A 25,671-nucleotide genomic window follows, 5' to 3' on the forward strand; every position below is an offset into this window, starting at 1 on the left:
TATAGATTTTTTTTATGATAAATCCTTGTTGCAAAATGTAATTTTTCTGTTAAAATTATAGCAATTTTTTGTCTTAAATGATTTACGATTTTTAGATTGATAAGGAGTTTTGATGCACGGAAAAATAACGCGCTATACCGCTACGACTGGTTCAGGCGTCATTATGAATGCTTCAAAAAAGATTTTTGAGCTAAAAAAAGATAGTTGGCATGATGGCAGAAATCGTCCAGCCGTTGGTATGTATGTGGAATTTAGAACAAATGATGGTGGCATTCAAGTAACCGATGCGCGTGCTTCAAAATATCAATCTTTTCCGCCTGATGCGCTTATTAGAGAGATAGACTTTTGGAAAAGTAATACTGATGAAGAGTTGCAAAATAAAGAATCTGAATTGCGCGCAAAAGAAGTGCAAAAGATTTTCGCACAAACAAACTATTTGAAATTAACAGAGATTGAAATCAATCGCAGTGTGCAAGATTGTATCAAGGAATTTTTTGGTACAGAGCTTAGAAGTGTAGAGTTTTTAAAAGAGCTTGATTTATCAACGCTAACGCCACTTATTAATTTTTCAATTAGCAAAAGATTCTTAAATAAGGCATTAGATCACCTTATCTTTTCGGATAGAAAACTCAATATTGATATGTTTGCAGAGTATCACTCAAGGCTTGGCACACTTGAATATTCTCATAACTTTTTTACAAAAAACGAGCTTAATCCAGAGAGAATCTTTGAAGAAGCATTTCTTGAATATCAGTTTAATTATAAAGGGGCAGTGCGTGCTGCAAATGGCATAAAAGAACGCATTATGCAACTTCAAAATAAAATCCGCACAACCGCACATGACCTAAAAATCCTTTATAAACGACTTGAAGCAAAAAAGGGCGATGAAAACGAGATAAAAGAAAAAATCGCAAGAATGAGGGCAAACTCCGATAAAGCGCATGAAGAGACAAAAACGCTTACAAAAGCACATGAGAATCTAGAGGGGCTATGCAAAAGCTTTGCAGAGAAAAATCTAAAGATATTTGAAGCCGTGTTTAGAAAAACTATCAATATGCTAAGAGAAAAAACAGAAGAAGCATTGAATGTTACCGCTACACAGCTTGATAATCAAATATGGGAACTTGGCATGAAGTCAGTCTCTATACGCAATGTATTTTTCAAGCATGACATTAATGAGCCTTATTGCATGATGACATTCTTAGGACAAACGATTAAAAAGCTTGATAAAGGAAAAATTACCGCAGCAAACGAACAGGCTATGTATAAATACTACACAAGCCATCAAAAAAACTATGTCAAAAAGTTTCTTATTTTAACAAATCAGCCAAAAGTAGAAGTCAATGTAAAAATTGACATTATGAGTCAAAGTAAAAATCATAATGTCGTGATTGCTAAAAAAGATTCACAATTTTTTGTCGCTGTAAATAAAGAGAAGTTTGAGGGTATTTATATTGATACAACAGGGTTGGATAAAACCGCCTTGCAACGCATTTTGGCTGACACTAAAGAATCTAAATATAATAAAGAGGCAAATATCTCACTTATCACAAAAGAACAAATCGCTTCTATGAAAGAATAGGTTTCTAAGAATAGTTTGAAGGATAGATTCCAGTCTTTTTTAGGCGAAAATAAGGCAAGAAGTTATAATCTAGAAATTACGATTGTGGGTTGTTAGCTTTTATACAAACTTTTTTTATAAAAATATAGTTTCATAATATCCGGTAAATGTTGGCATCATCAAGCATATTTTGTGAGTTTATATTCTTCATTAATATCCAAATAGTATTTTAATAATGCGTATTTTTCTCCATATGAATTAAAAACCTAAATGCTATATTCATAATATCTTATATCACTAAATACATGTTATAGCCCATGTTATAATGTATTTTATTCTTATATTTGGTATAACTAAAATATGATAGAATATTCTTCACATATTTTATATCACTACATTATATAAAATATATAATTTAATAACAACTATAAAACAACATGCTACAATGCAATTTTATGCTGTAATAAAAAGGGAAATTATGCAAACACTACTACTTTTTCACACGCATTTTGGAAGGATTCTAAAGTCAATAGGGCGTTATTGGAATCTGCTAAAACACTCTCAAATGTAAAGATTCATAATCTCAGCGAGACTTATAAAGATGGCGTGATAAACGCAGAATCTGAAATGGCGTTACTCAAAGATCCACAAAAATCATCTTTCAATTTCCGCTGTTTTGGTTTAGCACACCTGCGCTTATGAAAGAGTGGCAAGATAGATCTTTAACGCATATTTTACATGGTAAAGTTTTTAAAACCAATTGTTTTGCCTTTGTCTCGTCCAATGTGTTAAGTTGGTGTTTTCTTGTTATTATCTATCGCCTAAGCAATCACTTCAGCGTTAAGATTTTCCGCACCAATAAAAATCTTATCATCTCCTTTTTGTGGGCTTATTTCTAGCATTTTATAACTTCTTGTGTATCCACTTTTTGCCTTACTTTTGTTATTTTATGTCATCATCTTTTTACATGGATTATCATTAATATATACATCACATTTAATTTTTCTTTATTTTCATCTTTTTATTGAATTGGGTATTCTGCTCTGTAATAGTTTAAGTATATTTTCATGTCGTTTAGCTGTTTCAATCATTTTCTAAGAAAGATAGCAATATACAGCAATATAGTGTGTAAGCTGAATAGACACAAACGACTTAAATTATATCGAAAAAAGACCGAATTAAAATATAAGCTTATTTATGACTTTTTTAAACAATACTTATTCTAATAAGTATTGTTTAAAAAATATCTTGGCAAGATAGGTAATTATCAATTTATCATTGCTTTTACTAACATATCAAAAAATGCATTTTTAACAAAGCGCACCTCCCCCCCCCCCCTGTAAATATGAAAATGCCAACTTTCAAACAAATTAAAATAATTTTTTAAATACTTATCTACACTCCGCAGAGTTTATCTTGACTTTTTTATAAAAAATATTACAATAGCAGTAGCTTGTTATATGTATCCAATATAGGAACAGAGACACACACAAAGGATACACATAGCACAGCCAGCTTACATAAAGATTGAAGGTTCTACTCAAGGACTTATTTCAAGTGGTGCTTCCACACCAGAAAGTATAGGGAATCGTTACCAATTAGGACACGAAGATGAAATTATGGCTCAAGAAGTCGCTCATATTGTAACCGTCCCAACAGACCCACAAAGCGGACAGCCAAGCGGACAAAGAGTGTATAAGCCATTTTCTTTTACTTGTTCATTAAATGAGGCTGTTCCACTCCTTTATAATGCTCTTACAAATGGAGAAAGATTGCCGATTGTGGAAGTTCATTGGTTTAGGACTTCCACAAGCGGAGGACAGGAGCATTACTTTACAACAAGATTAGAAGATGCCATCATTACAGATATTAATCTTGTAATGCCTAATGCGCAAGACCAAGACAATAACGACAAAACAGAACTTTTTAAAGTTTCTCTCAATTATAGAAAAGTGGTTTGGGAGCATATTGCTGCTGGAACAAGTGGGAGTGATGATTGGAGAGAGACAAGGGTCTAGCCCCATTGTTTTTATGTGTTTGCGAGGGATTGCTTTTAGTTTTGCCTACCTTGTAATTACCTTTGGATAAAATTTAAGATAGCTTGAATCTGTGCGGTGTTTATCTGCACGATTGAGCTAAGTGTTTTATGCCTTGCGGTAAAATGTATTCATCTTAAGGACACCTCCTATGCCCATTCCACTCTTAGAATCTGATAAACTAGAATGTATCCATAAGGGTAAAGTATTATTACAATCTAGCATAAGCAATCTACTCTCAATCAATAATGCAGGTGCTATTACTTTACAAGATTTAGCACAAGCTAAGATTCTAGGCTGTCAAAATCAAATCTTAGGTGTATCTGCTCCTTGCACAAAACTCATAATAAGCATACCAGAATCTATTACTTCCACTCTCCTTGAAGTCAATAAAGAAAAGATTGTTCTAACAGAATATATTAATCAAGTCCTAACTGATAAAGGCTCTCCTTTATTCTTACAAGAAAGTCCTAAAGCAAAAGGATTATGTGAAATAGAACAAACACTAGATTCTAATAATCCACACAATGCTAATACAGAATCTAGCACTGCTATAAATGCAACAAACACAAATGCCAATGCAAAAGATTCTAATATGCAAGATAATGCAACAGAAAACAACACAAACTTCCAACAAACAAAGCAAATCCAAGAAAAACAAATTTTAGAAATGTATTATTCCTATGGTGAAAATAAGCAAAAGCTAGATTCTATATCCAAACATACAGATGATATAAACCTACATATCATAACGCAAGGATATGAGAATGGAGAGATTGTAGATGTGACATTGGAGTTTCAAGGGGAATCTTTTCAAACTTCTGCAACTATACAAGATAATCAAGCTATCATTATAAATATTCTCAATAAAGTCTAAGGAGGGCAGAATGTCAAATGTCTGCAGAGTAAAATGTGGCAATATGGAAGCAAGTATTAAGATTCAAAGACCAAGTTTTGATTGTCTAGAAAAGAAGTATAAGGAAATAAGTGAGTTTGACATTAAAATTTATGAAAAGCGCAAAAAGGATTTATATAATGAATTATATAAATGGGCTAAAAATCAAGGAAAAAGTGATGAATTGGCACACGAATTTGCAAAGAATGAATCTTTGTGGCTTGTATCAATAGAATTTGCTGAAAAACAAGTGGGCGGGAAAGCAGAAGAGCTATTTAATAGCGATCAAAGAGCATATGTAAATACCTGTGCTTTGCGTATTAGCTATGCACTTAATCATAGCACCCACCCCATAAATACTATGGATAAGCAAGTTATAGGAAGGGGTTATCAAGGAAAAGATAAGCAAACTTCTTATTTAGGTGTCTTTGATATTATTGAGCTTTTAAAATTAAATTGGAAAGAATTGTCTTGGAAGAAATCCACTTACACTCAAATTATAGAAAAGATTAAGTGTGGTTGTTCTGAAGATTTTTATACAAGTATGAATTCAAAAAAAAGAAAATGAAAACTTTTTCGAAGAATTACAATCTATTCAAAGAAAGGGCATTGTGGCGATGATTGGCGCAGATGGATTGCGGCTACAACTTTGTGGAATGGAAACGATTTTGTGGATACAGCACTAGGAGTAAGTGTCGATTTTCTCAATCACCCCACATATATAATACGAGAGTTATATTTTTGGGATTTACTACAAGGAGTTTCTGTGAAAAAATTTATTTTACAATATTTGGTTATGAGTCATACACTCATATAAGCTTCAGATTCCTTGGCTATAGCTAACGCAATAACGAATGGGGAGCAAACTTCTATCCTAGCTAAATGGGGATTGCAATATTGTTTGCAATATGATAAGGAAAATTTATTTAAACCCAATCAATATGGATTTTTGCGCGAAGATGTTGCTTTGGGCAAATTAGATTTACAAAAATATTTTGATGATAAATCTTTTTTTAAAGAGCCTATGAATACTTATCGTTTTGATAGGTGCTTGAGCTTATATTGGTCAGAAGAGTATCGACTTAAAGTATATCACATAGTCAAAAAATACTGCGAGATATGTGAGTGAAATACTGCGAAATAATTATTTACAAAACAATCAAGTTGCTAGCAATGTTAGCAATATTGTGAGTAGCAATAACAATGGCACAAATCAAACAAACACCAATCAAGAACATACTATTACAATAACCAACCAAACACAACAAAATAAAGATAACACCAACACAAATGCTATACAAACACATTCTAGCAATAACAAAAGATGCTATTACATTCCATTCCTTAAAGTAGCCTATCCTATTGCAAATGTAAGTTCTGGATTCCACCATACACCAAGAGTTGGATATGAAGTTATAATATTTTTCTTAAATAATGATATAGATAAGCCCTATATCAGTGATAATCTCTATAATAAAAGTAATTCTGCCTTGTCTTCTTTGCCCTTAGCTTCTCATTAAACAAGTTTAATCGCAAGAACTCTTAATGGCTTACAAAGCAATACAAAGGAAGCAGGGACTACAAACTCTCATTACAATCCATTAGAATCCAGATTAAATGAAATAACTCTCTCCAACATAAAAGACAACGAAGAAATCTATGTAAGAGCAGAGAAAGACTATAATGAATATATAAAGCATAACTTCTCTCAAAGGATACAAAATAATAAAGATTTTCTAGTTTTAGGAAGCTATACAGAATCTATTGCTAAATATCATAAACAAGCAATACTAGGTTTAAAAGATGTCCGAGTTGGTGCAGAATACCTTGCAAATGTAGCTTTATCTAAAGATACAATAATAGGGCTTATCTCATACCTTAAATGTAGGTGTAGATAATACGCTAAGAGTAGGAAAAGATTCTAGCGAATCTATTGGAGGGGATAAGAGTGTGGAGGTGGTGGGGAGTTTTACAGAATCTATACAGGGGGATTCTAGCAAGAATATAAAAGAAAATAGGAGTGAGGTGGTGGAGAACATTAAGTGTCCATAGTAATCAGAATCCACATGTGAGTGCCAATGATGAGTTAGCCCCCATCTCACAAAACAATCACTTGGTTTAAGGAGTGATGAGAATTTTATCATCAATACTAAAGACTTATTTGTCACAAGTAAGCAGGATATGAGCTATAATGCTAGCAATAGTATTATGCTTTGTGTTGGGGATTCTTCAAGTATTGAGATACATAGAAATTCTATAAGACTTAAGATAAAATACAATGAACTGATCTTAGATGAAAGCAGATTGCATATCAATACAAAAAATGGAAATAAAAAATGAATCTCTCCCTCCAACTCAAAGACTACAAAGCCTCCAAGACTCTAGCTAATAAACAAATCCAACTCACTAATATAGATTCTAAACAAACCTATACACAAACAACAGATTCTAGAGGGTATGTAAGCTTTAGTAAGAGTCTAAAAAATGATAGAGAATCTAAGCATGAAACAATACAAACAGAATCCACAAGGCTAGAATCTAAAAGAGATTCTAAAAACAAAAAAAATGAAGTGAGATTAGATTCTAATGGTGATGAGATTGTGTGGAGCATATTTTTTGGATTTAGCATTTATCATATTTATAATACTTTATTTGGAACGGTTTGCTTTTATGTTGCAAATAGTGGTATAGGCTTTGAGCGTAGAAGGCTATTTGGAATCCAAAAAAAATTAAATTTGGAGAAGTTGAAGTAAGTATAGGAGAATATGAAGTCTTTGTTTTATGTAATCACAACGAAATCTTTATTGCCCCCTTTAATTCAAAAGGTTGGTATAGGCGAAAAAATACTTATCGCTTACATTTTTTAATTTTTTTCTTAAATGATGATGAGAAAATTTATGAGATATGGGATTTTATAAGAAAAAAGAGTAAAATAGCCTTAGAATCTAAAAGCATTGATACTCATTCTATGAACCTTAATATGTTTTTTATTTGTTTTATTAAGGAATAACCAATGAATCACAATAGTAACAACCTCAACACAGCAGGTATTACAATAGGCTTACCAAACTCTAGCAACAAAGGTTTTGAGTAGAGAGGAGGTTTCGGGGATAAGTGGATAAGTTGCCTATGGGTTTAAAATCTAATGGTGAAGTTAATCCGAGGATAAGGCTTGTAAAATCCAAAAAAAGAATTAAATAAGCTATGGGAGAGATTAACCAAAAATGCTAGAGAGCTAGAGCTAAAAACTGATAAAAGGCATGGTAAGTCGATTTATAAAAGAATATTAGATGATGGCACGCAAATAAATTATAGGGTGGATTCAAGAAGTGGTGGAGAAACTATTGATATACATGCACCTACAGAGAAAAATATACGCAGAATCCACATCAAAAAAAGGATTGTAATGAAAAGTAAATGTGTAATCTATGATAAAAAAAATTATTTAATATTTTTTTACGATGATGATAAATGGTTTGAAAAATTCGCTATAAATTTTGGGTATGATAAGTATAATTATGACCAAAGTGATTTGCTTATATTTTTACAAATCCCCAATATTACAAAAGCTGATATTTTGGAGTTATTTGAGTTTTTAATATTTAGTATGTTTTGGGCTTCAAGGATTGAGGGCGATGAGATAGTTATATGGACTCATCACATCGACCACCTAGATGATACTCTCTCTCCAAATACCCCCAAACCCACCTATATAAGTGAATACATAAATATTATAGGGCAATTGTTTCTGGCAGGATATATTGACTTTGGCTCATATTGTGATAATGATAGGGATCGGATAGATTATCCTACCAATCTCTCATATTACAAAGAGGATAAATATCAAGCTTGGATTCACTTTAGAGATAACTTCTTTTATGCAAATAGATTCAATAGGGATTTAGATGAACCAGAAACAATAGATGAGAATGGATATAGTCTTATTTTAGGTGATGCTTCTTGGGATATACCAAAGTATTGGAGTCAATATAATATTTGGGTAGTCCGCACAGAAAAAGGCACAAAATATTTTAATGAGATTCTATCCCCTAGATTCTACGAAAAATACAAAGATTTAGAAGTAGAAATAGATGATAAAGGCAATATTGTGCGTTGGATTGGAGAGATTAATAGATGAGTTGCAAAGAAATATCGACTTATTGTAGCCCTAGTAGCAATATAATACTTTATGACATAAAGAAACAATGCTTCACAATTAAAAGAGAAGAGAATATTACCTTTAATGTTAATGTTTGCAAACTTTATAATGACTTGCAGAATATACTAGCAACTCTCATAAAAACTCTGAGAGTTGCTGATTTATTAATCAAAATCAAAACTTTAAAGATAGAGAACAAACAATAGTAATAGATAATATTTTACAAGTCAGGCAAGAAAGATATAAAAATTACCAACTATCCAATATAAAACTTGTCAAAGGATTCTCTTGGAAAGATATATTATAAAAAAAATTATTTTTCGATGATTATTGGCTTGTGCTTTGTGGTTGTTTTAATGCCTATTAGAATCTTGTTTAATATAGACTACTCCCTAATTTATGATATTTTGGCAGTGTGTTGCGGGTTTGTAGTAGCAATTATTTTTAGCAGTTTGACAAAGTTTAAAGCCTTGTGTATAGCAATTCTACTTTTTACACTATATTTTTATTTATTTAAAATCCCTATGATGTCGATAATTATCACATTAGTGGCTTTGGCTTTTCAAGTTTTGAGTTTATAATTGCTCAATATAATAAAATTACCCATCATTCTCTTGGGCTTTCTTATATTGGCATTTGTGGCATATAAAAATGGATCTATGAGACTTGCATTTTTCTTGCAATTCGTATTTTTGTGGCACATATTGTGGTTTATATTGTTGTGTATAGCCCTTAAGATTCTAAAGAAATAATAAAATTGTAGATATGAGATTAAGTTTTGCTATGCACAAACATATAAAATTATATCCCACACATTATGAATGGGAGAATAGATTTAAATTCTTTTAGCTTTAGATTCTAATGACAAGGCGGTTTATGGATAAAAGTCCATTGCATTCTTTTTAAGTTTTTTATTTCTAGTCGCTATCAATTTTAGTATAGGCTTATTGGTTGCTGATTGTGGCATTAAATTACTGAACTTTATCTCCCTTGAATTGTTTAATAGGAAAGATTTGTATATTTGACACAAGAAGTAGTGGATTTGGTATTTTATGTGGTATTCAATCGCAACAACATTTTGGTTACTCTTTGCATACGGTATTCGTGGTTAAAAGAGAATGCCTGTATCGGCGATATATTCATCTATATTGCTATCCATTATATCAAACACCACATAGGAAAATTGCGTGATTGTTTATATCTTGCATCAGTAATGTTTATCTGTGGCGTGAGAATTATAACATTGATTCCAATTTGCACTACAAGTTTTATTACTTCATAATTAGATTTTAGCTTACCCTGCATCTTGTTAAATCCTAAGTATAGCTTACTAGATTTATATTCTTTGGTTTTTTGTGTTTTGTTTGAATGTTGGTTGTTGCGGCATATTGTGTTTTACTTAGCTCAAAGTTACTCTCACTTATAATTATCCCTACCCACTATAAAGATTAGTTTATCAATGCTTATTTCTTGTCCCATACTAACTCTATCTATTTTTAGAGAACCTTTAGAATTTATTGTGCCTTTTACCACTACTCTTTGGAATCCATGATTATAGATATAGATTGTTGTGTTTTTAATGGATTGCCTGTCTTAGAATCATAGCATTTTTGATTTGTAGTCTCAAGGGGATTGTATTGATTATGAATTGTATAAGGTTTCCTTAGAAACTTTTTGTGTGTTTTGAAAAGGCTTATAAAATTTTGTATCTCTATCTAAGTAATTAGGAAAGATTAGTATTAAAAAGGATTGTTTTGAAATAGCTACTACAAATATTGTTGCTTCTTCATATAGATTCTATAATTCCTAAATTTAAAAAAAATAGATATCATTACGAATTCGATAAGTTTGATTAAGTTTCTACAAAATATATAAAACGAGTTAAAACTATAACAACAAAAATTACAAAGGACAAATATGAAAAAGTATACAATGTGTTTTATCGCATATCTTGCCCTAATTAGTGTTATAAATGCTCAAACGCCTACTTTTTTAGAGCTTAATCCACAATATAAACCATACATGGAACATGCAGTATTGCAAAATTATATGGAAGATTCTGTGTTATTAAAGCAGTTAAAACACAAATGGAAAAGGCGTAAGGACTTGCGTATCCGTGTATTTGGAGATTCCCATGTTGCAAGTGATTTTATCACAAATGAGTTGCGAAATATATTGGGAAATATCAATGCCATAGGTTTTACCTATCCGCTTATGCCCTCATATCATCAAACTTTGCTTTTAGAATACCAAAATGATGGCTTTTTAGTGCTAGATTCAAGAAAACCTAGCGATTATACAGACTATCCTATGGGCGGTGTGATAGCCTATCCAGAATCTTTACCAGCAAGCATCAAGCTTAGCATAAATCCAAAGCAAATCCGTGCTTGGAATAATAACTTTATCGCACAAATTGTATTTAAAAATAATGACACAAAAGAGGCATTAAGGATAGAAGATGCAGATTCTAAAAGTCATATATTGCGTGCAGATAAAAATGATACTTGGGAGATTGCAGAGCTAAAGCTTAGATTTCCTATCACTATTCATGCTTTAAGCAAAGAGGTGAAACTTGGGGGTTATTTTATCTATAAGGAAAAAGAGAGTAATATTATCGAGCATTTGGGGATTAATGGGGTGCGTTCTGATATTTGGAAAAAGTGGAATAAAGAGATTCTAGAAAAAGAATTGCAAGTGCTTGATTATGACATTATCATGCTTTGTTATGGATCAAATGATGCGATGTATAATGTGCTAAAAGAAGATCGCTTTATTGAAAATTATAGAGAATTTATATCTATGCTAAAGCGGTATAATCCAAATGCAATTATTATTTTAATGTCGCCACCACCTGTATTACTCCCTGTTGATGCTTCAAAAAAGCGATATAAGAGTGCAAAAACCTTTATGCCGGTAAAAGAGGCGATACTAAAGGTTGCAAAGCTAGAGAATATCATGCTATTTGACATTGATGAATTTATTGAAAAAAATGGCACAAAACCCGCATGGACCGAGCTTAATCTATCAAAACAAGATGTGCATTTAACCCCGCAAGGCTACAAACTCATCGCACATGGAATCTATCAAGCCTTAATCAATACAATAAAAGCAAATTAGGCATAATATAAGGAAATATAATGCAGCACATTAACCATGATATACAAGCCATTATATCACAACCACACATGGCAAAGCCGCTAGAAAGATTCAGTAATATCTTGCTTCAATGGGCAAAGATTCATAATCTAACCGCTATAAAAGATTCTAAAGAGCTATATCATCAAATAGTAGATAGCTTACTTCCTATATCATTTTTAAAGCCATTTCATACTTGCATTGATATAGGGAGTGGGGCTGGATTCCCTGCTTTGATTCTTGCGTGTTATTATACTGATAGCAAGTTTTATCTATTAGAGCCGCGTAAGAAAAGAGTATCATTTTTAGAAAATGCGATTATTAGCATGGGCTTATCACATGTCAAAGTGATTGCAGATTACTCATATAATATCAAGGATATAAAGGGGGATTTAATCACCTCTCGTGCGGTGTGTAGAAGTGATACTTTAGTGCGTGATAGCAGACATTTATTAGAATCTAGCGGACATTATCTGCTTTACAAAGGCACAAATACTGCAAATGAAAAAGATTTATTAGATGATATGCAAACACAAGTCTTTACAAATACCAATCGTGCGTATATTTATGCAAGTTTTGTTTGAGATTCTTTTGTTGTTCATGATTGTAAAACTTCTTTTAATGTTTATTTCAGTCTTTAGGCATGGTTGTTTTTATATACCTTATTGAATCTCTAAGTCAATCTCACCCACATTCTTAGCTTCGTGAAATTAATGTGAGATCAGGCTTAACACACAGCTTTTCATATTAAGTTAGGCATGAGAATCGCGGAATATATTAAATAATATGGATTGTAGAAATTTGTCATTTTAATTCTTTAAAAAAGTGAGTATTCCATTTGTATCTATACCAATAAATGTTTAACTATACTAAACATAACAAAACTTACAAGCCTACTCAAAACCATTATCATGCAAAGAAAGGGCGTTATTGCAGAGAGTCCCCCAAGCAGAAGTTGTGCCAAGCTCTACACAAGCATCAAGGGCTTTTTTGCTATTATCCATGTATTTTAGCGTATAGTTAATCGTAGCGATTTTATAGAATCTTTGCTGTCTATCATCAGTTGTCATTTTGAAATCTTTAATGCGGTCTAGCTGCTTTAGGGCTTCTGTGTAGTTATTTTCATTCATCAAAGTATTCACATAAATAAAATTTACATAAGGGCTGTAATCATATTCTTTTATCTTATCCTGCAAAGCCATAATTATGCGTGCCTCTGTGCTTGTGGCAAGGGGGTCTTTTTTATGTTCGGCTTCATTTAATAATGTGAAATGCACCTCTAGCATTCTTCTATCTGTTGGAAACCATTTATCCATTTTCTTACTTAAATTTATCGCTTCATGCCTTGTTGCCTCATCATTATAAAAGGCATGAAACATTTTAAAGCTAATATCATAATACTGCGTTTGCCCCATAGCAAAGGCTAAATCCATAACATCTCGCCCCGCTTTAATCGCCTCTTTATTCTGCCCAAGTGCAAAAAGCGTATTAGATTCTAAATAAAGCCATCTTAGCTGCTCTCCACCATCTTGTATATGCTTATATAATCCAGAGAAAAGATCATGTGCCTTTTTAAATGCAGTTTGATTATAAAGGCATTCAAAGGCTTGCAAACTCTCGCTTGTGCTAAGTTTTACTTTACTTGCACGACTAAGCACACCTGCTACACCATCGCAATTATTCTCTTTCAAAAAGATTGCAACTTGATTATCAATAGCGGCTTGGACGACTTCAGAATCTTTTGGCAAAAGAGATTGCATTTGCAGTATCTCTTCATATTTTTTGTTTTCAAGATAGAGTTTTGCTTTTAATTCTAAGGCTTTTTTCGCACTCTCTGTATTTGGATAGTTGGCAAGGACATAGTCATATCGCTCAAGCTTTGTTTTATAATCGCCTGTTACTTGGAATAATAAAGAATCATCTCTTTCTTTCACTTTTTGGGCTAATTTATCATTTGGGTGATAATGCAGGAAGTCTAAATGCAATTTGTGTGCCATATTAAAATCCCCGATTTTTGTGTAAAACTCTGAAGATTTATTTAAAAGCTTTGCGTGTAACTCGCTATTATAAGGCACATTTCCACTTAGATATGCAGCAATGGGTGCTGCCATAGTGTATTGCTCTACTTCCTCTAACTCATCTAAAAGCTCCATTGTAGCGTCTTTGTCGATAAGGAAAAATGCGGGAAATACGCTATATACCTTATGCAATAGCTCATTTGCATATTCTGTATCTTCATCTCTTAAGCTAAATTTCGCCCATGATACAGCTATCTCTCCTGCGGCTTCAAGGTCTTGTGCCTCTTGATAGGCTTCCCTATAAATGAGTGGTGCGCGTTTTATATCGCTTGGAGATTTTAGCGTATTTGCGATTTGCATTTTTGAGAGTGCGGCATAGCGAGTTTTTGGATACTCTTCAATGGTTCTATTAAGATAATAGTAAGCTTCTTTCATCTTATTTTGTGCTAAAAGAGTTTTAGATAAGAGATACATAACCTCTGGAATCTTATCATCACTTGCATAGGCTTTTATCCATGGGATTGCGGCTTCTGCTAAGTAAGATTGAGATTCTTTACTTTTAGAATGACTTAGGGCAATGATTGTATAATACACCATGTCTTTTGCAAAAAGGCTATTTGGATACATTTTCAATGCTTTTGCGATTTTCTCAAGGGCTTCTGGATACTTTCTAGCATTCATAAGTTCTCGTATTTCTAAAAACGCATCAAGGTCTTTACCTGCGATATAATCAAGCGGTTTGCGATTTATATCAAGCTCACTAATAGTAGGCGTTGCAGTCTTTGGTATAGATACAGGGAAGTTAATGGAATCTCTTTTTTCAAGATTCTCATCAGGTCGTAAAAATGGGAGTTTTTTATAATAGGCTACTATTTGATAGCTTTTAGAATCTGTCTGCCTTGTTACAGGGATTGGATTCTCTGTTTTTAAATCGCTAAAGACAGAGAATAATTGTAATTTTACCCCTTTTGCTGGGGTAATCTCTATAATCATAGCCCTTTTTTCATCATCTTCTTTTTTTGCTTCCATAGTGTAGCTAAAGCTTAGCATTGGGCTTTTTGTGGGGTTAAATCCACTTTGTGGGATACCTACTATTCTACATAGAATCTTTTCTACATCACCATTTATTTTTAGCTTAGATTCACAGCTGAATGGATGCTCATTACGCAGGTTTAAAACCGCAAAAGTCTCTTTATCTTCTTTGCCATAATTCAGTTTCATATCTAAGCCAAAAAGCGGCATAAAACAGCATAATAATAGAATAATAGAATGTGTGAGTCGCAAGTAAGTATCCTTTATTTCTACGCTTTTTATGTGGTTTAATGTATGCAATTATACGATAAAACATTATGTTTTCTACTATTTTTTCTTGCATTTTATAAAGGGTATTTTATTTTTTTTGCTATGCTATAATCCTTTTTTTGTAAAAATTTGCAAAAAGATATTTTGTTTTAAAGGAAAGATATAATGCAGTTTAGCGGTAAGAATGTTTTAATCACAGGTGCAAGTAAGGGTATTGGTGCAGAAATCGCACGGACTTTAGCGGGTTTTGGTTTGAAAGTGTGGATTAACTATCGTAGTAAGCCAGAGATTGCAAACGCACTCAAAGACGAGATAGAATCTAAAGGCGGAAAGGCAGCAGTAATCGCCTTTGATGCGACAGATGAAGAGGCTTTCATTAAGGCTTTAAATCTCATTAAAGAGAGTGATGGGGAGCTTTCATATCTTGTGAATAATGCGGGTATTACAAATGATAAACTTGCTTTGCGTATGAGTATAGATGACTTTTCAAGTGTGATTGATGCGAATTTGAAGTCTTGCTTTATTGGTTGTAGAGAAGCATTAAAAATTATGAGTAGGCAAAGACATGGAAGTGTCGTAAATATCGCTTCAATCGTTGGAGAAAAAGGAAATCCCGGGCAGACAAACTATGCAGCAAGTAAAGGCGGTATGATAGCCATGACTAAAAGCTTTGCACTTGAATCTGGCTCTAGAAATGTCCGCTTTAATGTCGTTACACCCGGTTTTATTGAGACAGATATGACTGCTGGACTAAGCGAAGAAGTAAGAGCTGAATATGCAAAAAATATACCGCTTTCAAGGCTTGGCAAACCAGAAGAGATCGCAAATGCAGTTGCGTTTTTGTTAAGTGATTATGCCACATATATCACAGGCGAAGTGTTGAAAGTAAATGGTGGGTTGTATATGTAGTCTAGAATCTTGTAAGCGTTCCCTACTAATCTAGCGTTGTAAATCTAGCATTTTTAAGTCATAACTAAAAACATGAAACACACATAAACATGCTAATATTACAGATTTAAAAGCTAGTGAAAGGAATACAATGAGTTATGCGATCGATGAGATTATAGCAGCATTGCAAATAGGTGCAGTCCAAGTTGCAAATCTACTACAAAAAAGAAATGTCGAATACAGCGATACGGAGAATACAAGCGGTGATAATCAGCTAAAAGTTGATATCCTTGCAGACAAACTTTTTGGCGATATTTTAGGGGAGCTAAATATTAAAGGCTTTGCTAGTGAAGAGAGAGATGAAGCTACCCTTTTAAAACAGAATCAATACGGCTATGATAATGATACGCTGAATAAATCACAATCGCTTCTTGTCGCTTACGACCCGCTTGATGGCTCATCGCTTATGGATAGCAATCTCACTATTGGCAGTATTTTTGGAATCTATGCAAATGAATTTCAAGGGAAAAATCTTGTAGCTTCACTCTATTTTCTCTATGGTCCGCGTTTAGAAATGGTTGTAGCAAAAGATTCTAAAAGTATGCACTATTTGTATGACTACACAAAGCATACATGGGAGTTTATACAGAATCTAAAGCTAAGAGATGAGGGCAAACTAAACTCGCCCGGTGGCACACAAAAACATTGGTATCCAAAGCATAAAGAGTTAGTAGAAAGCTTTTTTCTCAAAGGGTATAGACTGCGATATAGTGGTGGCATGGTAGCAGACTTGCATCAGATTCTATGTAAGGGCGGGGGCATTTTTAGCTATCCTGCTACAACAGATTCTAAACAAGGAAAGCTTAGGAATCTTTTTGAAGTCTTTCCTTTTGCTTATATCTTTGAGTGTGCTGGTGGCATGGCGAGTAATGGTAGTAAAAGGCTGCTTGATATACACACAGATTCTATACATGATAGCACGCCTTGCTTTTTTGGTAGTAATAGTGAAATGCAAATCGTGCAAAAAGTCTATAAATCATAACTTTTATAATCTTTAGAGGAAGTAATGCAGCAAACAAAAGAAGAAAATGAAGAGATTCTATTTATCGGCGATCCATCACAACAGATCCAAATCCATAAATATGACACACAAAATTCATTAGACAATACGCAAATACTGCAATGCGTCTTTACCTTTGTGCGTCAAGATAGCTTATATAGCAAGGCATTAAAGGGCATTCTTATCCGCTTATTATGTGAATTTAAGAGTGAAAATATTAGAGAATTATTTTATAGCGATAATGAAAAAGGCAAATTTCACATTTATATACAAGCAGATTCTAATACTATATTAAATCTAGCAGACACTCTTAGCTCCAAATTACCACTAGGGCTTGACTTTACTTTTAAAGACATTACACAGCTTGGTATAGATGAATTTAATGGCTTGTATTCTAAAGATTGCATAATGATACAAACAAGTAAAAATGACTTAGAATCTCATACTACAAAAACGCATACTAAGGATTGCAAATCTTTAGAATCTAAACAAACCCCATCTCTTTTGATACCAAATGTAGATGAAATGCACGCATTGATTTATGAGAATTTAGAATCTATTCCTTATGGGTTGAGTGCGGATTTTAGAACACAAAATAATACAAATCTAGATTCTAATGCTTGTCATGTTGAGCAAAGCGAAACATCTAGGAATCTAGAATCACCAAATTGCACCACTAAAAATACGCTACAACTTACAGACTTTTTACATTTAGAATCACTTAATCTAAACATAATAAATACAAGCACATTAAACACATTAAGCAACGCAGAAATACAGCATTTCATAAAATACGAACTTATAGAATCACTTGCTAAGACACTTTTAGATAATACAGCGATTACATTACAGCGAAACTCTATCTCTTTCACACTCTCGCTAAAAAATACAGCACAAAGCAAAAAAGAGATTCCATTCATTCTTTTTAGCACATTAGATTCTGCTCAAAGCTACTTGCGTATGAGTGAAGCACAAAAAAGCATGTTAGCAAGTTTTGAAAAGCCATTTATAAGCATACAATGTAAAGAAGTTTTCACAAAAGAGTTTGGCTCAAATACGATATTTGCAGGATTATCTTGTGATATTATAGTGCTTTTACTGCTTTCATATCTACAAAAAAATCATGAAATATCCTATCTATTTTATACGCCCCAAGTAGATTTTATAGAATCAGATTCTATAACACAAGATTCTAATCAACAAAACTCAAACAAAAATCCTTTAGAATCTAAAGCCCTTTTGTGCTACAAAGATGCCTATCCATACAGCTATACAGATAAAACTAAAATGTTAGAATCTACTTATAGCGTAGCAGAACATATTTATTTAAGTCATTTACAAACGCATAAAAATCTCTCTTCCCTATTAAAAAGCAATAAGGCAAAATCTGCTAGATTTATCCCCTTTTTATCTACTACACATAAGAGTGAATTTTTGATTGAGAAACTACAAGATACAGAATCTAGTCTGCAACGGATTCTAGATATTTCTTTTTCCACTGATTTATACACGCATTTAGAGACTTTGCATAGCTATAAAAATGGTGATAAATTGATTGCTAACTTCACAAAGGCAAACAAAGACATTGTATCACAATGGAATCTAGCACAAAGCGAGCTAGAAAAGCTTGGCATAATTGATCTTATCATACCTTCAAATGCGACTAGAGAAAGCGTAATAACAAATAACCTACTTGATATTTCAACCCTTATCGAACAGATTCTAGGGATAGAATCGAGTGTGCTAGAGTATGCGAATCGCTGTGTAAGAGATAGGGGACCACGCATTGATTATAAGCTTATTAGAATGGGCGATTCTATCGTGCTAGATTATGCGAGAATCTTGCGTAGTGTGATGAGCTTTCAGCTTGCTGGAGTGGAAAATGAGCTATTATGCTATGGGGTTATAGATTCTTTAGCGGAGTTTATCGGCACATTAGCGGGCGATATGATGCTAAATTATGGGATACAAGAAGTCTTTATTTGCGGGGATTTACTGCTTAAGCAGTGCTTCCTTGATAAGATTATAAAGGCTATCCCAAAGAATATGGAAGTAAGCTTTGCTAAAATTGGCGGCACGGATTATTTAGACTTATGATTATTTTAGGGATTGATCCGGGCAGCAGGAATTGCGGCTATGGTGTGATTAGTGTAGAATCTGGCAAGGCTAGTCTGCTTGATGCGGGTATTATTAAGATTGAGACAAGGGAGCTTCAAAGCCAGATTGTAGAATTTATCGAGGGCATTGATCTTATCTTAAAGAATTATGAAATCGATGAGGTAGCAATGGAGGATATTTTCTATGCGTATAATCCAAAAAGCGTGATTAAACTCGCACAATTTCGCGGGGCAATCAGTCTAAAAATCCTGCAAGATTTAGGTAACTTTGCAGAATACACGCCACTTCAAGTTAAAAAGTCTCTAACAGGTAATGGCAAAGCCGATAAAAAGCAAGTCGCCTATATGGTAAAAGTTTTGTTACGACTGCAATGCGATATTAAACCACTAGATATAAGCGATGCCCTAGCCGTAGCCCTAACTCACGCACAAGCATTACGATATGGGAGATAAAACTCAATACTTTTACTAAAAGCAAAAATTAAAAATATATGAAAATAATCTAGCTTATAAAATGTGAATTTTTGTGAATCTTAATCTTGCAAATCTTAGTGTATCTAAAAAGAGTGTTTATCTCTTTAGATTTAAAGCGATAATTATTGCAATTTCATCTTGCAATAATTTTTATATTGACTACTTTAATATAATCATTTCTTTATCACCAAAATTTTGCTCTAAGTCAGAATCTAGCGTTTTTACAATATAAGCTTTTGCGCTTGGAAATTCAATCACATCCTCTTTGGTTGTGTCAAAAAGTGTTAAAATAAGTCGCATTTTATTGTCAGGTAAGTTTTTTCGTATAGCAACAGCCAACAACTTTCTATTTTCCTTTAATATCTTTAAAACCTCATCTTGTTTAAAAAATTCTATAACTTCTTTCATCGTAAGAGTATCTTGCTCTATAGTTTCAAAAGGACAATCTTTCCTATTCTTAAAAAACATAAAAGCAACTATGACAACTACAACAACTAATACGACACTTATTAATACAACACTATCCATACATACCTCTTTACTATTTAAGAATAATCATATCTTTATCGCCAAAACTATTCTTAGTTTCAGAATCTAAGCCTTTACTCTCAATACCATCTGCATACTGATTGCTAACATCATAATCACCCACAATATCCTCTTTCTCAGTATCATAAAGACAATTAATAACATTGAATTGCCCATTTTCTAAATTCTGTTTAATGGAGGTTGCGATTAGTTTTTTATTTTCTTGTAACTTTTTGTATATGCTTGGGTCTCTAAACCACGAAACAATATTTTTAACAAAATTTACAATCTCTACAGTTTTCTTTTTGACAAACTCCCACACCGCCCTAAAAAACTCAACAACATTACTAATCATACTATCAAACATAGTCGTCTCCTTATTGAATGATAATCATATCTTTATCACCAAAATTATCTTTTAAATCTTGGCAAATATTCCTTGTTGTTACCCTTAAGAATCGATCTTTAGGTCTTGTCAATGCCTCGCCATCTTTGTTTATCAAACAACAATTTAGAATTATAGTTCCATCCTGCCTAACCTCCTTTGTAATACTTGCAGAAGTATGTAATTTGGGATCAAAATACTTCTTTATCCAACTTATCGCTTCCATAAATGAGTAGCTTTCTTGCTCTTTGTCTTCATGATAGTAAGCCATTAAAAAAGTATCTGCATTAAGCATTTCATTTAAAGCCGACAAGTCAATGTCATTTTCCTTGATAAACTTCAACAATTTCTCCATCATCGCATTATTTACCATATTTTTTCTCCTTAACCATTTTGTAATTACCTTTTTTTAGGTTTTTTCTTACTTGATTTCCTAACTCTTTCCGTTTGTTTTCAGACTCATGAGATTTATCAAACTCTTCTTTATACTTCTTAAACGCCTTTTTAAAATGTAAAAAAGTAGGAAGTGTATCCTCTTTTGCCGCTTTAATAAGCCCATTTAACACAGAGTTTTTAATCTCACGCCCAGAAAATCCATCTGCAATTTCACTCAATTTTTCTAACTCATCTTCATCTAGCTCTTTTGCTCCTTTCTCATAAAGTTTAGCAGGGATATGCTTTTTAATAATGGCTATCCTTTGCTTTTTATTTGGCAATTTAAACTCAACTGACTGCAAAATCCTGCTATGAAATGCTTTATCGTAGTTATCAAGCAAGTTTGTCGCAAATATAACTATCACAGGTCGATCTTCTAAAAGTTTTAAAAGCTCGCTTCTTAGGGCATTCATAGCTTGTTCTGAGCCTTGAGTTACATTTGAGATTCGCTTCCCTAAAAAGCTATCTGCTTCATCAAAAAATAGCACGGCATCATGCTTTTGTGCTAAGTCAAAGGCTGCTACTAGATTCTTAGGTGCATCGCCTACATATTTAGATTCTATATCTGCATAATTGCTATTTATAATCTTTTTATCCAGTGCATCTGCGATAATATGCGCACTCATTGTTTTACCAGTCCCAGGCTTCCCATGAAAATTGATAATGGTTTTTGCGATACCATCTACTTCTTTAAAGCCCCATTCATCATAGATTAAACCCTGCTTTCGCACAAGCAAAATGGTTTCTTCAATGCTTTTTCTAGTCTTTTTATCCAACTCTATTTGTCCCATTTTATAGCGTGGAGTTTCTAGCTTTAGATTTATACTAGCTTTATCTTCACCTTGCTGCTGCTTCATGGTGGCTAGATTAGATTTTGTATCTATGCCATTTAATCTATCGTGTAAAGTCTGCGTGCAGTTTATACCTAGATAGAATCTAGCATTTATGCCTAAAAATTTAGAATCTACTATGTATTTATTGATTACATTATTTAGCCTACTTTTCATAAGGGATATGCTAACATCTTCTTCCTTACTTGCCTTATAGCCTTGCCTGTCGATATGTAGTTTATTATCTGCATTACTATCAAATAGCACAAAGAAGCCTAACTCTTTAATCCCAACAAAATCGTAATCTTCTCTTAATAGCACTGCCTTAATATCCGCAGAAAAGCTATCTAACTGCACTTTATCGACTTGCCCAGAAAAGTCATTTTCTATAATTATAACTTCACACTTCATATATCAGCCTAAGAATAAATTACTTCACCGCGTCTTACATCTACATCTCGTGAAACTTGAATCTCTGCTATTCCAAGATAGTTGTCATAATCATCATAAATACCAATATCCACATCGTTGTAGGCTTTGTTGTTTAGGTTTCGCTTTATCTTATTAACAACAGCTTTTTTCCCACCATACTTTCTTATGAGTTTTTTAACTGCATTGAGAAACGCACCAATGGTTGCCACAACAGCTACTGCCGCAACAGCACCTCCTACTACAAGCGTAGTAGTAGAAGCTGCGGCAATAAGTGCTGGTATAGCTGCTAAAAATGGTAATGGCATATTCATCCTTTCAATAATATTTCACAAACAAGCTATAACCTAAAGTATAGCTATAGCGAACTATTTAATCCTAAACCTATCCTCTATCCCAAAACGCTCTTGCATGGCATTACAAGATTCTATATTTAGTCGTATAAATTCTTCTTTTGTATAGAATCTATAGAAATGCTTTTCATACATAGATTCTATATTGCAAATCTCTGGTCTATTGTCATAAATCTTACACATATTAGAATCTAAATCCAAGTATTTACACACCCCATTGCCTAAATCAAATGCTTGTAACTCCATGATGTGTGAGATATTTTTGCAACATATCCCACATTGCGTGCAAGGAAAATTACAAGTCAATTAACGCCCTGCCTTGCGTAGTGAGAGATAACACAGCTTTAGTCCATTCGCTATAGATTAATGCGTGATTTTTTGTAAGATTGAAAGCTTTTATCATCTCATCAATCACTCTTTTTTCTTCTGGGTGGATATTATCCACATGCACAACATGCTCTGCAAATACCAATGCCATAGCCTCTAGCAACATAATGCGTTGGCTTTGCGGTTTTGTTACTTTTGCAAGTGTTTTTGCAAGACTAAAGCTATCTTCACAATTCTTATCATAGCTAATATCATCAATCTGCATTTCTAAGCAATAAGTCGCAATCACTGCTTTTTGCGTATCAGAAAAGTCATTATTGCTCCATGCAAGATGGTGTGCTATCTCTAAAAATGCCACTTTTTCATCTTTTTCAAGTAGATTTAAAAACATACAAAAACTCCTAAAATAATCTATCAAGAACAAGTCTTGTGGGATTGCATTCTACAAAAAAAAAAAAAACAAGTCAAGGGTAAATAAGAAGCCCAAATAGCTTAACCATATTTACAATTTCTGCATAACAAATATGGCTAATAAAACCGCATTGTTTATATTAGTGTTTAAAAATGTGAAATTAACCTTATAAATGCTATGAAATTGTAGCAAGTGAAATATCTAGCATTCCAGCTTTATTTCACATATAAATGGGGGGGGGGGGGGGATTATTTTCCACCCGTGATAGTTCTCCAGCAAAGCCCAGCAGCACCAATTATTATAGCACCAGCTATTGCACCTTCTACTAATGGATTATCTGTTTCAAATGGTCCCCAAGGACCCTCTCCTTTTGTCAAACCAACCACCATAACATTCTCCTTACTTAAAAACCAATCATAATGCAAACAATATTATTTAATATCATTTGCATACCTAAAATCCTAAACCTTTAGCTTTGCTATATAAAAGATACTTTTATTTAAGCACTTTTTTAGTAACACTTCGAGCAGCCGCTCCTGCCACAGCACCAGCTACCATAGGAAGTGCCGCTACTAACAATGGTAATGCCATGTTTTCTCCTTATATCACTATTAATAAACTTATTGCCTAATTCAAAATAGAATCTATTGCAGATTCTGCTGCTTTACCTACAACCATTGAAATGGCTGCTGCAGCCAACATTGGTAATGCCATAGTCTATCCTTTCATATTCAAACATAAACAATTTTCACTAAGAAACATTATTTTTTCAATAATGCTTCAACGCCAATCTGTGCCACTTTACTTGCAATTATTCCTGCAACTATTACTGGTAACGCCATAACATCTCCTTTTTATGTTAAAAGATAAATCTATCGACCTTTTTTTATCATTATGTCAATTCCAATCTTTATCGTTGTAGCAGCCGCAGCAGCTAATAATGGTAATGCCATAATTTATCCTTTCTTAAACACAACTTAGTAAAAAATAAATCAAAATTTCTACAATCTTAACTCATCTTTTACCGACTCTTTTTCCTGCAAAGTTTTACAAGCTTCTACATTTAGCCTGTAAAACTCTTCCTTACTATAATGCTTGAAATACACTTTTTCAAACATTATATCCACCCTGCAAATACTAGGACGAGAATCATAAATACTGCACATATTATTAGAATCTAAAAACCTGCATACACCATTGCCTAAATCATAAGATTCTAACTCCTTGATACCAGCTATATTTTTACAACACGCACCACAACTAGTGCATGGAAAACCTGTATTATGAATCTCTTTCATAGTATAACCTTATAGAGCGATTAACGCCCTGCCTTGCGTAGTGAGAGACAACACAGCCTTAGTCCATTCACTATAGATTAATGCGTGATTTTTTGTAAGATTAAAGGCTTTTATCATCTCATCAATCACTCTTTTTTCTTCTGGGTGGATATTATCCACATGCACAACATGCTCTGCAAATACCAATGCCATAGCTTCTAGCAACATAATGCGTTGGCTTTGCGGTTTTGTTACTTTTGCAAGTGTTTTTGCAAGACTAAAGCTATCTTCACAATTCTTATCATAGCTAATATCATCAATCTGCATTTCTAAGCAATAAGTCGCAATTACTGCTTTTTGCGTATCAGAAAAGTCATTATTACTCCATGCAAGATGGTGTGCTATCTCTAAAAACGCCACTTTTTCATCTTTTTCAAGTAGATTCAAAAACATACAAAAACTCCTAAAATAATCTATCAAGAACAAGTCTTGTGGGATTGCATTCTACAAAAAAAAAAAAACAAGTCAAGGGTAAATAAGAAGCCCAAATAGCTTAACCATATTTACAATTTCTGCATAACAAATATGGCTAATAAAACCGCATTGTTTATATTAGTGTTTAAAAATGTGAAATTAACCTTATAAATGCTATGAAATTGTAGCAAGTGAAATATCTAGCATTCCAGCTTTATTTCACATATAAATGGGGGGGGGGGGGGATTATTTTCCACCCGTGATAGTTCTCCAGCAAAGCCCAGCAGCACCAAGTATTATAGCACCAGCTATTGCACCTTCTACTAATGGATTGTCTGTCGTTATGGTTCCATTTCCAGTACTTGTAAAACCACATACCGCATCTTTAATTGTTCCAAACATAATACTCTCCTTTATCAAAAACCAATCATAATGCAAACAATATTATTTAATATCATTTGCATACCTAAAACCCTAAACCTTTAGCTTTGCTATATAAAAGATACTTTTATTTAAGCACTTTTTTAGTAACACTTCGAGCAGCCGCTCCTGCCACAGCACCAGCTACCATAGGAA

At 33.2% G+C, this 25,671-nt stretch carries 29 protein-coding genes; 17 read left to right on the top strand and 12 right to left on the bottom strand.

Annotated features, from left to right (window positions below; all coding sequences use genetic code 11):
- The first annotated feature begins 112 nt into the window (after positions 1 to 112).
- The 13 genes from XJ32_RS10935 to rsmG all read left to right on the top strand — a co-directional run bounded on the left by XJ32_RS10935 (position 113) and on the right by rsmG (position 12,370).
- Positions 113 to 1,582: a hypothetical protein gene (locus tag XJ32_RS10935; protein ID WP_004088111.1), complete on the top strand. Its 1,470-nt coding sequence runs from the start codon at positions 113 to 115 to the stop codon at positions 1,580 to 1,582.
- A 519-nt stretch (positions 1,583 to 2,101) separates the two neighbouring features.
- The gene (locus XJ32_RS13060) at positions 2,102 to 2,263 is read left to right on the top strand and encodes a hypothetical protein (RefSeq protein WP_254422379.1); all 162 of its coding nucleotides are present in this window, start codon (positions 2,102 to 2,104) and stop codon (positions 2,261 to 2,263) included.
- Positions 2,233 to 2,460, top strand: coding sequence for a hypothetical protein (locus XJ32_RS13065; protein WP_254422540.1), 228 nt, complete (start codon positions 2,233 to 2,235; stop codon positions 2,458 to 2,460). Before XJ32_RS13060 ends, XJ32_RS13065 begins: the two co-directional genes overlap by 31 nt.
- Positions 2,461 to 3,063: 603 nt before the next feature.
- The gene (locus XJ32_RS10945) at positions 3,064 to 3,579 is read left to right on the top strand and encodes an Hcp family type VI secretion system effector (protein WP_077389751.1); all 516 of its coding nucleotides are present in this window, start codon (positions 3,064 to 3,066) and stop codon (positions 3,577 to 3,579) included.
- Between the two features lie 169 nt (positions 3,580 to 3,748).
- Positions 3,749 to 4,474, top strand: a complete 726-nt coding sequence (locus XJ32_RS13070; protein WP_254422380.1) for a hypothetical protein — start codon at positions 3,749 to 3,751, stop codon at positions 4,472 to 4,474.
- A gap of 43 nt (positions 4,475 to 4,517) precedes the next feature.
- Complete coding sequence (locus XJ32_RS10955) at positions 4,518 to 5,060, top strand: T6SS effector amidase Tae4 family protein (RefSeq protein ID WP_254422381.1); 543 nt, start codon at positions 4,518 to 4,520, stop codon at positions 5,058 to 5,060.
- 102 nt (positions 5,061 to 5,162) lie between these two features.
- On the top strand, positions 5,163 to 5,309 hold the full coding sequence (locus XJ32_RS13075) for a hypothetical protein (RefSeq protein WP_254422382.1): 147 nt from the start codon (positions 5,163 to 5,165) through the stop codon (positions 5,307 to 5,309).
- Positions 5,310 to 5,679: 370 nt separating this feature from the next.
- Positions 5,680 to 6,012 (top strand): phage baseplate assembly protein V, encoded by a 333-nt coding sequence (locus tag XJ32_RS12095; RefSeq protein ID WP_155761522.1) that lies wholly within the window; start codon positions 5,680 to 5,682, stop codon positions 6,010 to 6,012.
- 117 nt (positions 6,013 to 6,129) lie between these two features.
- Positions 6,130 to 6,390, top strand: a complete 261-nt coding sequence (locus XJ32_RS13460) for a bacteriophage T4 gp5 trimerization domain-containing protein (RefSeq protein WP_437339623.1) — start codon at positions 6,130 to 6,132, stop codon at positions 6,388 to 6,390.
- A 438-nt stretch (positions 6,391 to 6,828) separates the two neighbouring features.
- Positions 6,829 to 7,245 carry a hypothetical protein gene (locus tag XJ32_RS13080; RefSeq protein ID WP_254422383.1) on the top strand — a complete coding sequence of 139 codons (417 nt, stop codon included), beginning with the start codon at positions 6,829 to 6,831 and terminating at the stop codon, positions 7,243 to 7,245.
- 653 nt (positions 7,246 to 7,898) lie between these two features.
- A complete protein-coding gene (locus XJ32_RS10975; protein WP_077389755.1) occupies positions 7,899 to 8,630 on the top strand; it encodes a hypothetical protein in 732 nt (243 codons plus the stop codon).
- A gap of 1,938 nt (positions 8,631 to 10,568) precedes the next feature.
- Positions 10,569 to 11,768, top strand: coding sequence for a GDSL-type esterase/lipase family protein (locus XJ32_RS10985; protein ID WP_077389759.1), 1,200 nt, complete (start codon positions 10,569 to 10,571; stop codon positions 11,766 to 11,768).
- 20 nt (positions 11,769 to 11,788) lie between these two features.
- A complete protein-coding gene (gene rsmG, locus XJ32_RS10990; protein ID WP_077389761.1) occupies positions 11,789 to 12,370 on the top strand; it encodes a 16S rRNA (guanine(527)-N(7))-methyltransferase RsmG in 582 nt (193 codons plus the stop codon).
- 309 nt (positions 12,371 to 12,679) lie between these two features.
- On the opposite strand, the gene XJ32_RS10995 is transcribed toward rsmG, so the two are convergent.
- Positions 12,680 to 15,088, bottom strand: coding sequence for a tetratricopeptide repeat protein (locus tag XJ32_RS10995; RefSeq protein ID WP_077389763.1), 2,409 nt, complete (start codon positions 15,086 to 15,088; stop codon positions 12,680 to 12,682).
- A gap of 183 nt (positions 15,089 to 15,271) precedes the next feature.
- Between XJ32_RS10995 and fabG the strand changes: the two genes are divergently transcribed.
- The 4 genes from fabG to ruvC all read left to right on the top strand — a co-directional run bounded on the left by fabG (position 15,272) and on the right by ruvC (position 19,624).
- Entirely contained in the window at positions 15,272 to 16,015 is a 744-nt protein-coding gene (fabG, locus tag XJ32_RS11000) for a 3-oxoacyl-ACP reductase FabG (protein WP_005219629.1), read from the top strand.
- Positions 16,016 to 16,157: 142 nt separating this feature from the next.
- A complete protein-coding gene (locus tag XJ32_RS11005) occupies positions 16,158 to 17,036 on the top strand; it encodes a class 1 fructose-bisphosphatase (protein ID WP_174566041.1) in 879 nt (292 codons plus the stop codon).
- A gap of 24 nt (positions 17,037 to 17,060) precedes the next feature.
- Entirely contained in the window at positions 17,061 to 19,151 is a 2,091-nt protein-coding gene (locus tag XJ32_RS11010) for a hypothetical protein (RefSeq protein WP_254422384.1), read from the top strand.
- Positions 19,148 to 19,624: a crossover junction endodeoxyribonuclease RuvC gene (gene ruvC, locus XJ32_RS11015; RefSeq protein WP_005219626.1), complete on the top strand. Its 477-nt coding sequence runs from the start codon at positions 19,148 to 19,150 to the stop codon at positions 19,622 to 19,624. Before XJ32_RS11010 ends, ruvC begins: the two co-directional genes overlap by 4 nt.
- A gap of 180 nt (positions 19,625 to 19,804) precedes the next feature.
- On the opposite strand, the gene XJ32_RS11020 is transcribed toward ruvC, so the two are convergent.
- From XJ32_RS11020 to XJ32_RS12105, 11 genes are all read right to left on the bottom strand, one after another.
- Complete coding sequence (locus XJ32_RS11020; RefSeq protein ID WP_077389767.1) at positions 19,805 to 20,173, bottom strand: hypothetical protein; 369 nt, start codon at positions 20,171 to 20,173, stop codon at positions 19,805 to 19,807.
- 13 nt (positions 20,174 to 20,186) lie between these two features.
- The gene (locus XJ32_RS11025; protein WP_254422385.1) at positions 20,187 to 20,540 is read right to left on the bottom strand and encodes a hypothetical protein; all 354 of its coding nucleotides are present in this window, start codon (positions 20,538 to 20,540) and stop codon (positions 20,187 to 20,189) included.
- 10 nt (positions 20,541 to 20,550) lie between these two features.
- Complete coding sequence (locus tag XJ32_RS11030) at positions 20,551 to 20,931, bottom strand: hypothetical protein (RefSeq protein ID WP_077389769.1); 381 nt, start codon at positions 20,929 to 20,931, stop codon at positions 20,551 to 20,553.
- Positions 20,921 to 22,234: an ATP-binding protein gene (locus XJ32_RS11035; protein ID WP_167620001.1), complete on the bottom strand. Its 1,314-nt coding sequence runs from the start codon at positions 22,232 to 22,234 to the stop codon at positions 20,921 to 20,923. The genes XJ32_RS11030 and XJ32_RS11035 overlap by 11 nt, the downstream gene beginning before the upstream one ends.
- An 8-nt stretch (positions 22,235 to 22,242) precedes the next feature.
- Positions 22,243 to 22,560, bottom strand: a complete 318-nt coding sequence (locus XJ32_RS11040; RefSeq protein WP_020996002.1) for a hypothetical protein — start codon at positions 22,558 to 22,560, stop codon at positions 22,243 to 22,245.
- Between the two features lie 60 nt (positions 22,561 to 22,620).
- On the bottom strand, positions 22,621 to 22,911 hold the full coding sequence (locus XJ32_RS11045; RefSeq protein ID WP_077389772.1) for a YkgJ family cysteine cluster protein: 291 nt from the start codon (positions 22,909 to 22,911) through the stop codon (positions 22,621 to 22,623).
- Entirely contained in the window at positions 22,901 to 23,323 is a 423-nt protein-coding gene (locus XJ32_RS11050; protein ID WP_077389775.1) for a hypothetical protein, read from the bottom strand. Before XJ32_RS11050 ends, XJ32_RS11045 begins: the two co-directional genes overlap by 11 nt.
- A 269-nt stretch (positions 23,324 to 23,592) precedes the next feature.
- A complete protein-coding gene (locus XJ32_RS12100) occupies positions 23,593 to 23,733 on the bottom strand; it encodes a hypothetical protein (protein WP_020996004.1) in 141 nt (46 codons plus the stop codon).
- 612 nt (positions 23,734 to 24,345) lie between these two features.
- The gene (locus XJ32_RS11055) at positions 24,346 to 24,642 is read right to left on the bottom strand and encodes a YkgJ family cysteine cluster protein (RefSeq protein ID WP_077389778.1); all 297 of its coding nucleotides are present in this window, start codon (positions 24,640 to 24,642) and stop codon (positions 24,346 to 24,348) included.
- A 9-nt stretch (positions 24,643 to 24,651) separates the two neighbouring features.
- Positions 24,652 to 25,074: a hypothetical protein gene (locus XJ32_RS11060; protein WP_005219601.1), complete on the bottom strand. Its 423-nt coding sequence runs from the start codon at positions 25,072 to 25,074 to the stop codon at positions 24,652 to 24,654.
- Positions 25,075 to 25,341: 267 nt separating this feature from the next.
- Complete coding sequence (locus tag XJ32_RS12105) at positions 25,342 to 25,497, bottom strand: hypothetical protein (RefSeq protein WP_155761523.1); 156 nt, start codon at positions 25,495 to 25,497, stop codon at positions 25,342 to 25,344.
- Positions 25,498 to 25,671 lie beyond the last annotated feature (174 nt).

Source organism: Helicobacter bilis, assembly GCF_001999985.1.
GTDB classification, from domain to species: Bacteria; Campylobacterota; Campylobacteria; order Campylobacterales; family Helicobacteraceae; genus Helicobacter_A; species Helicobacter_A rappini.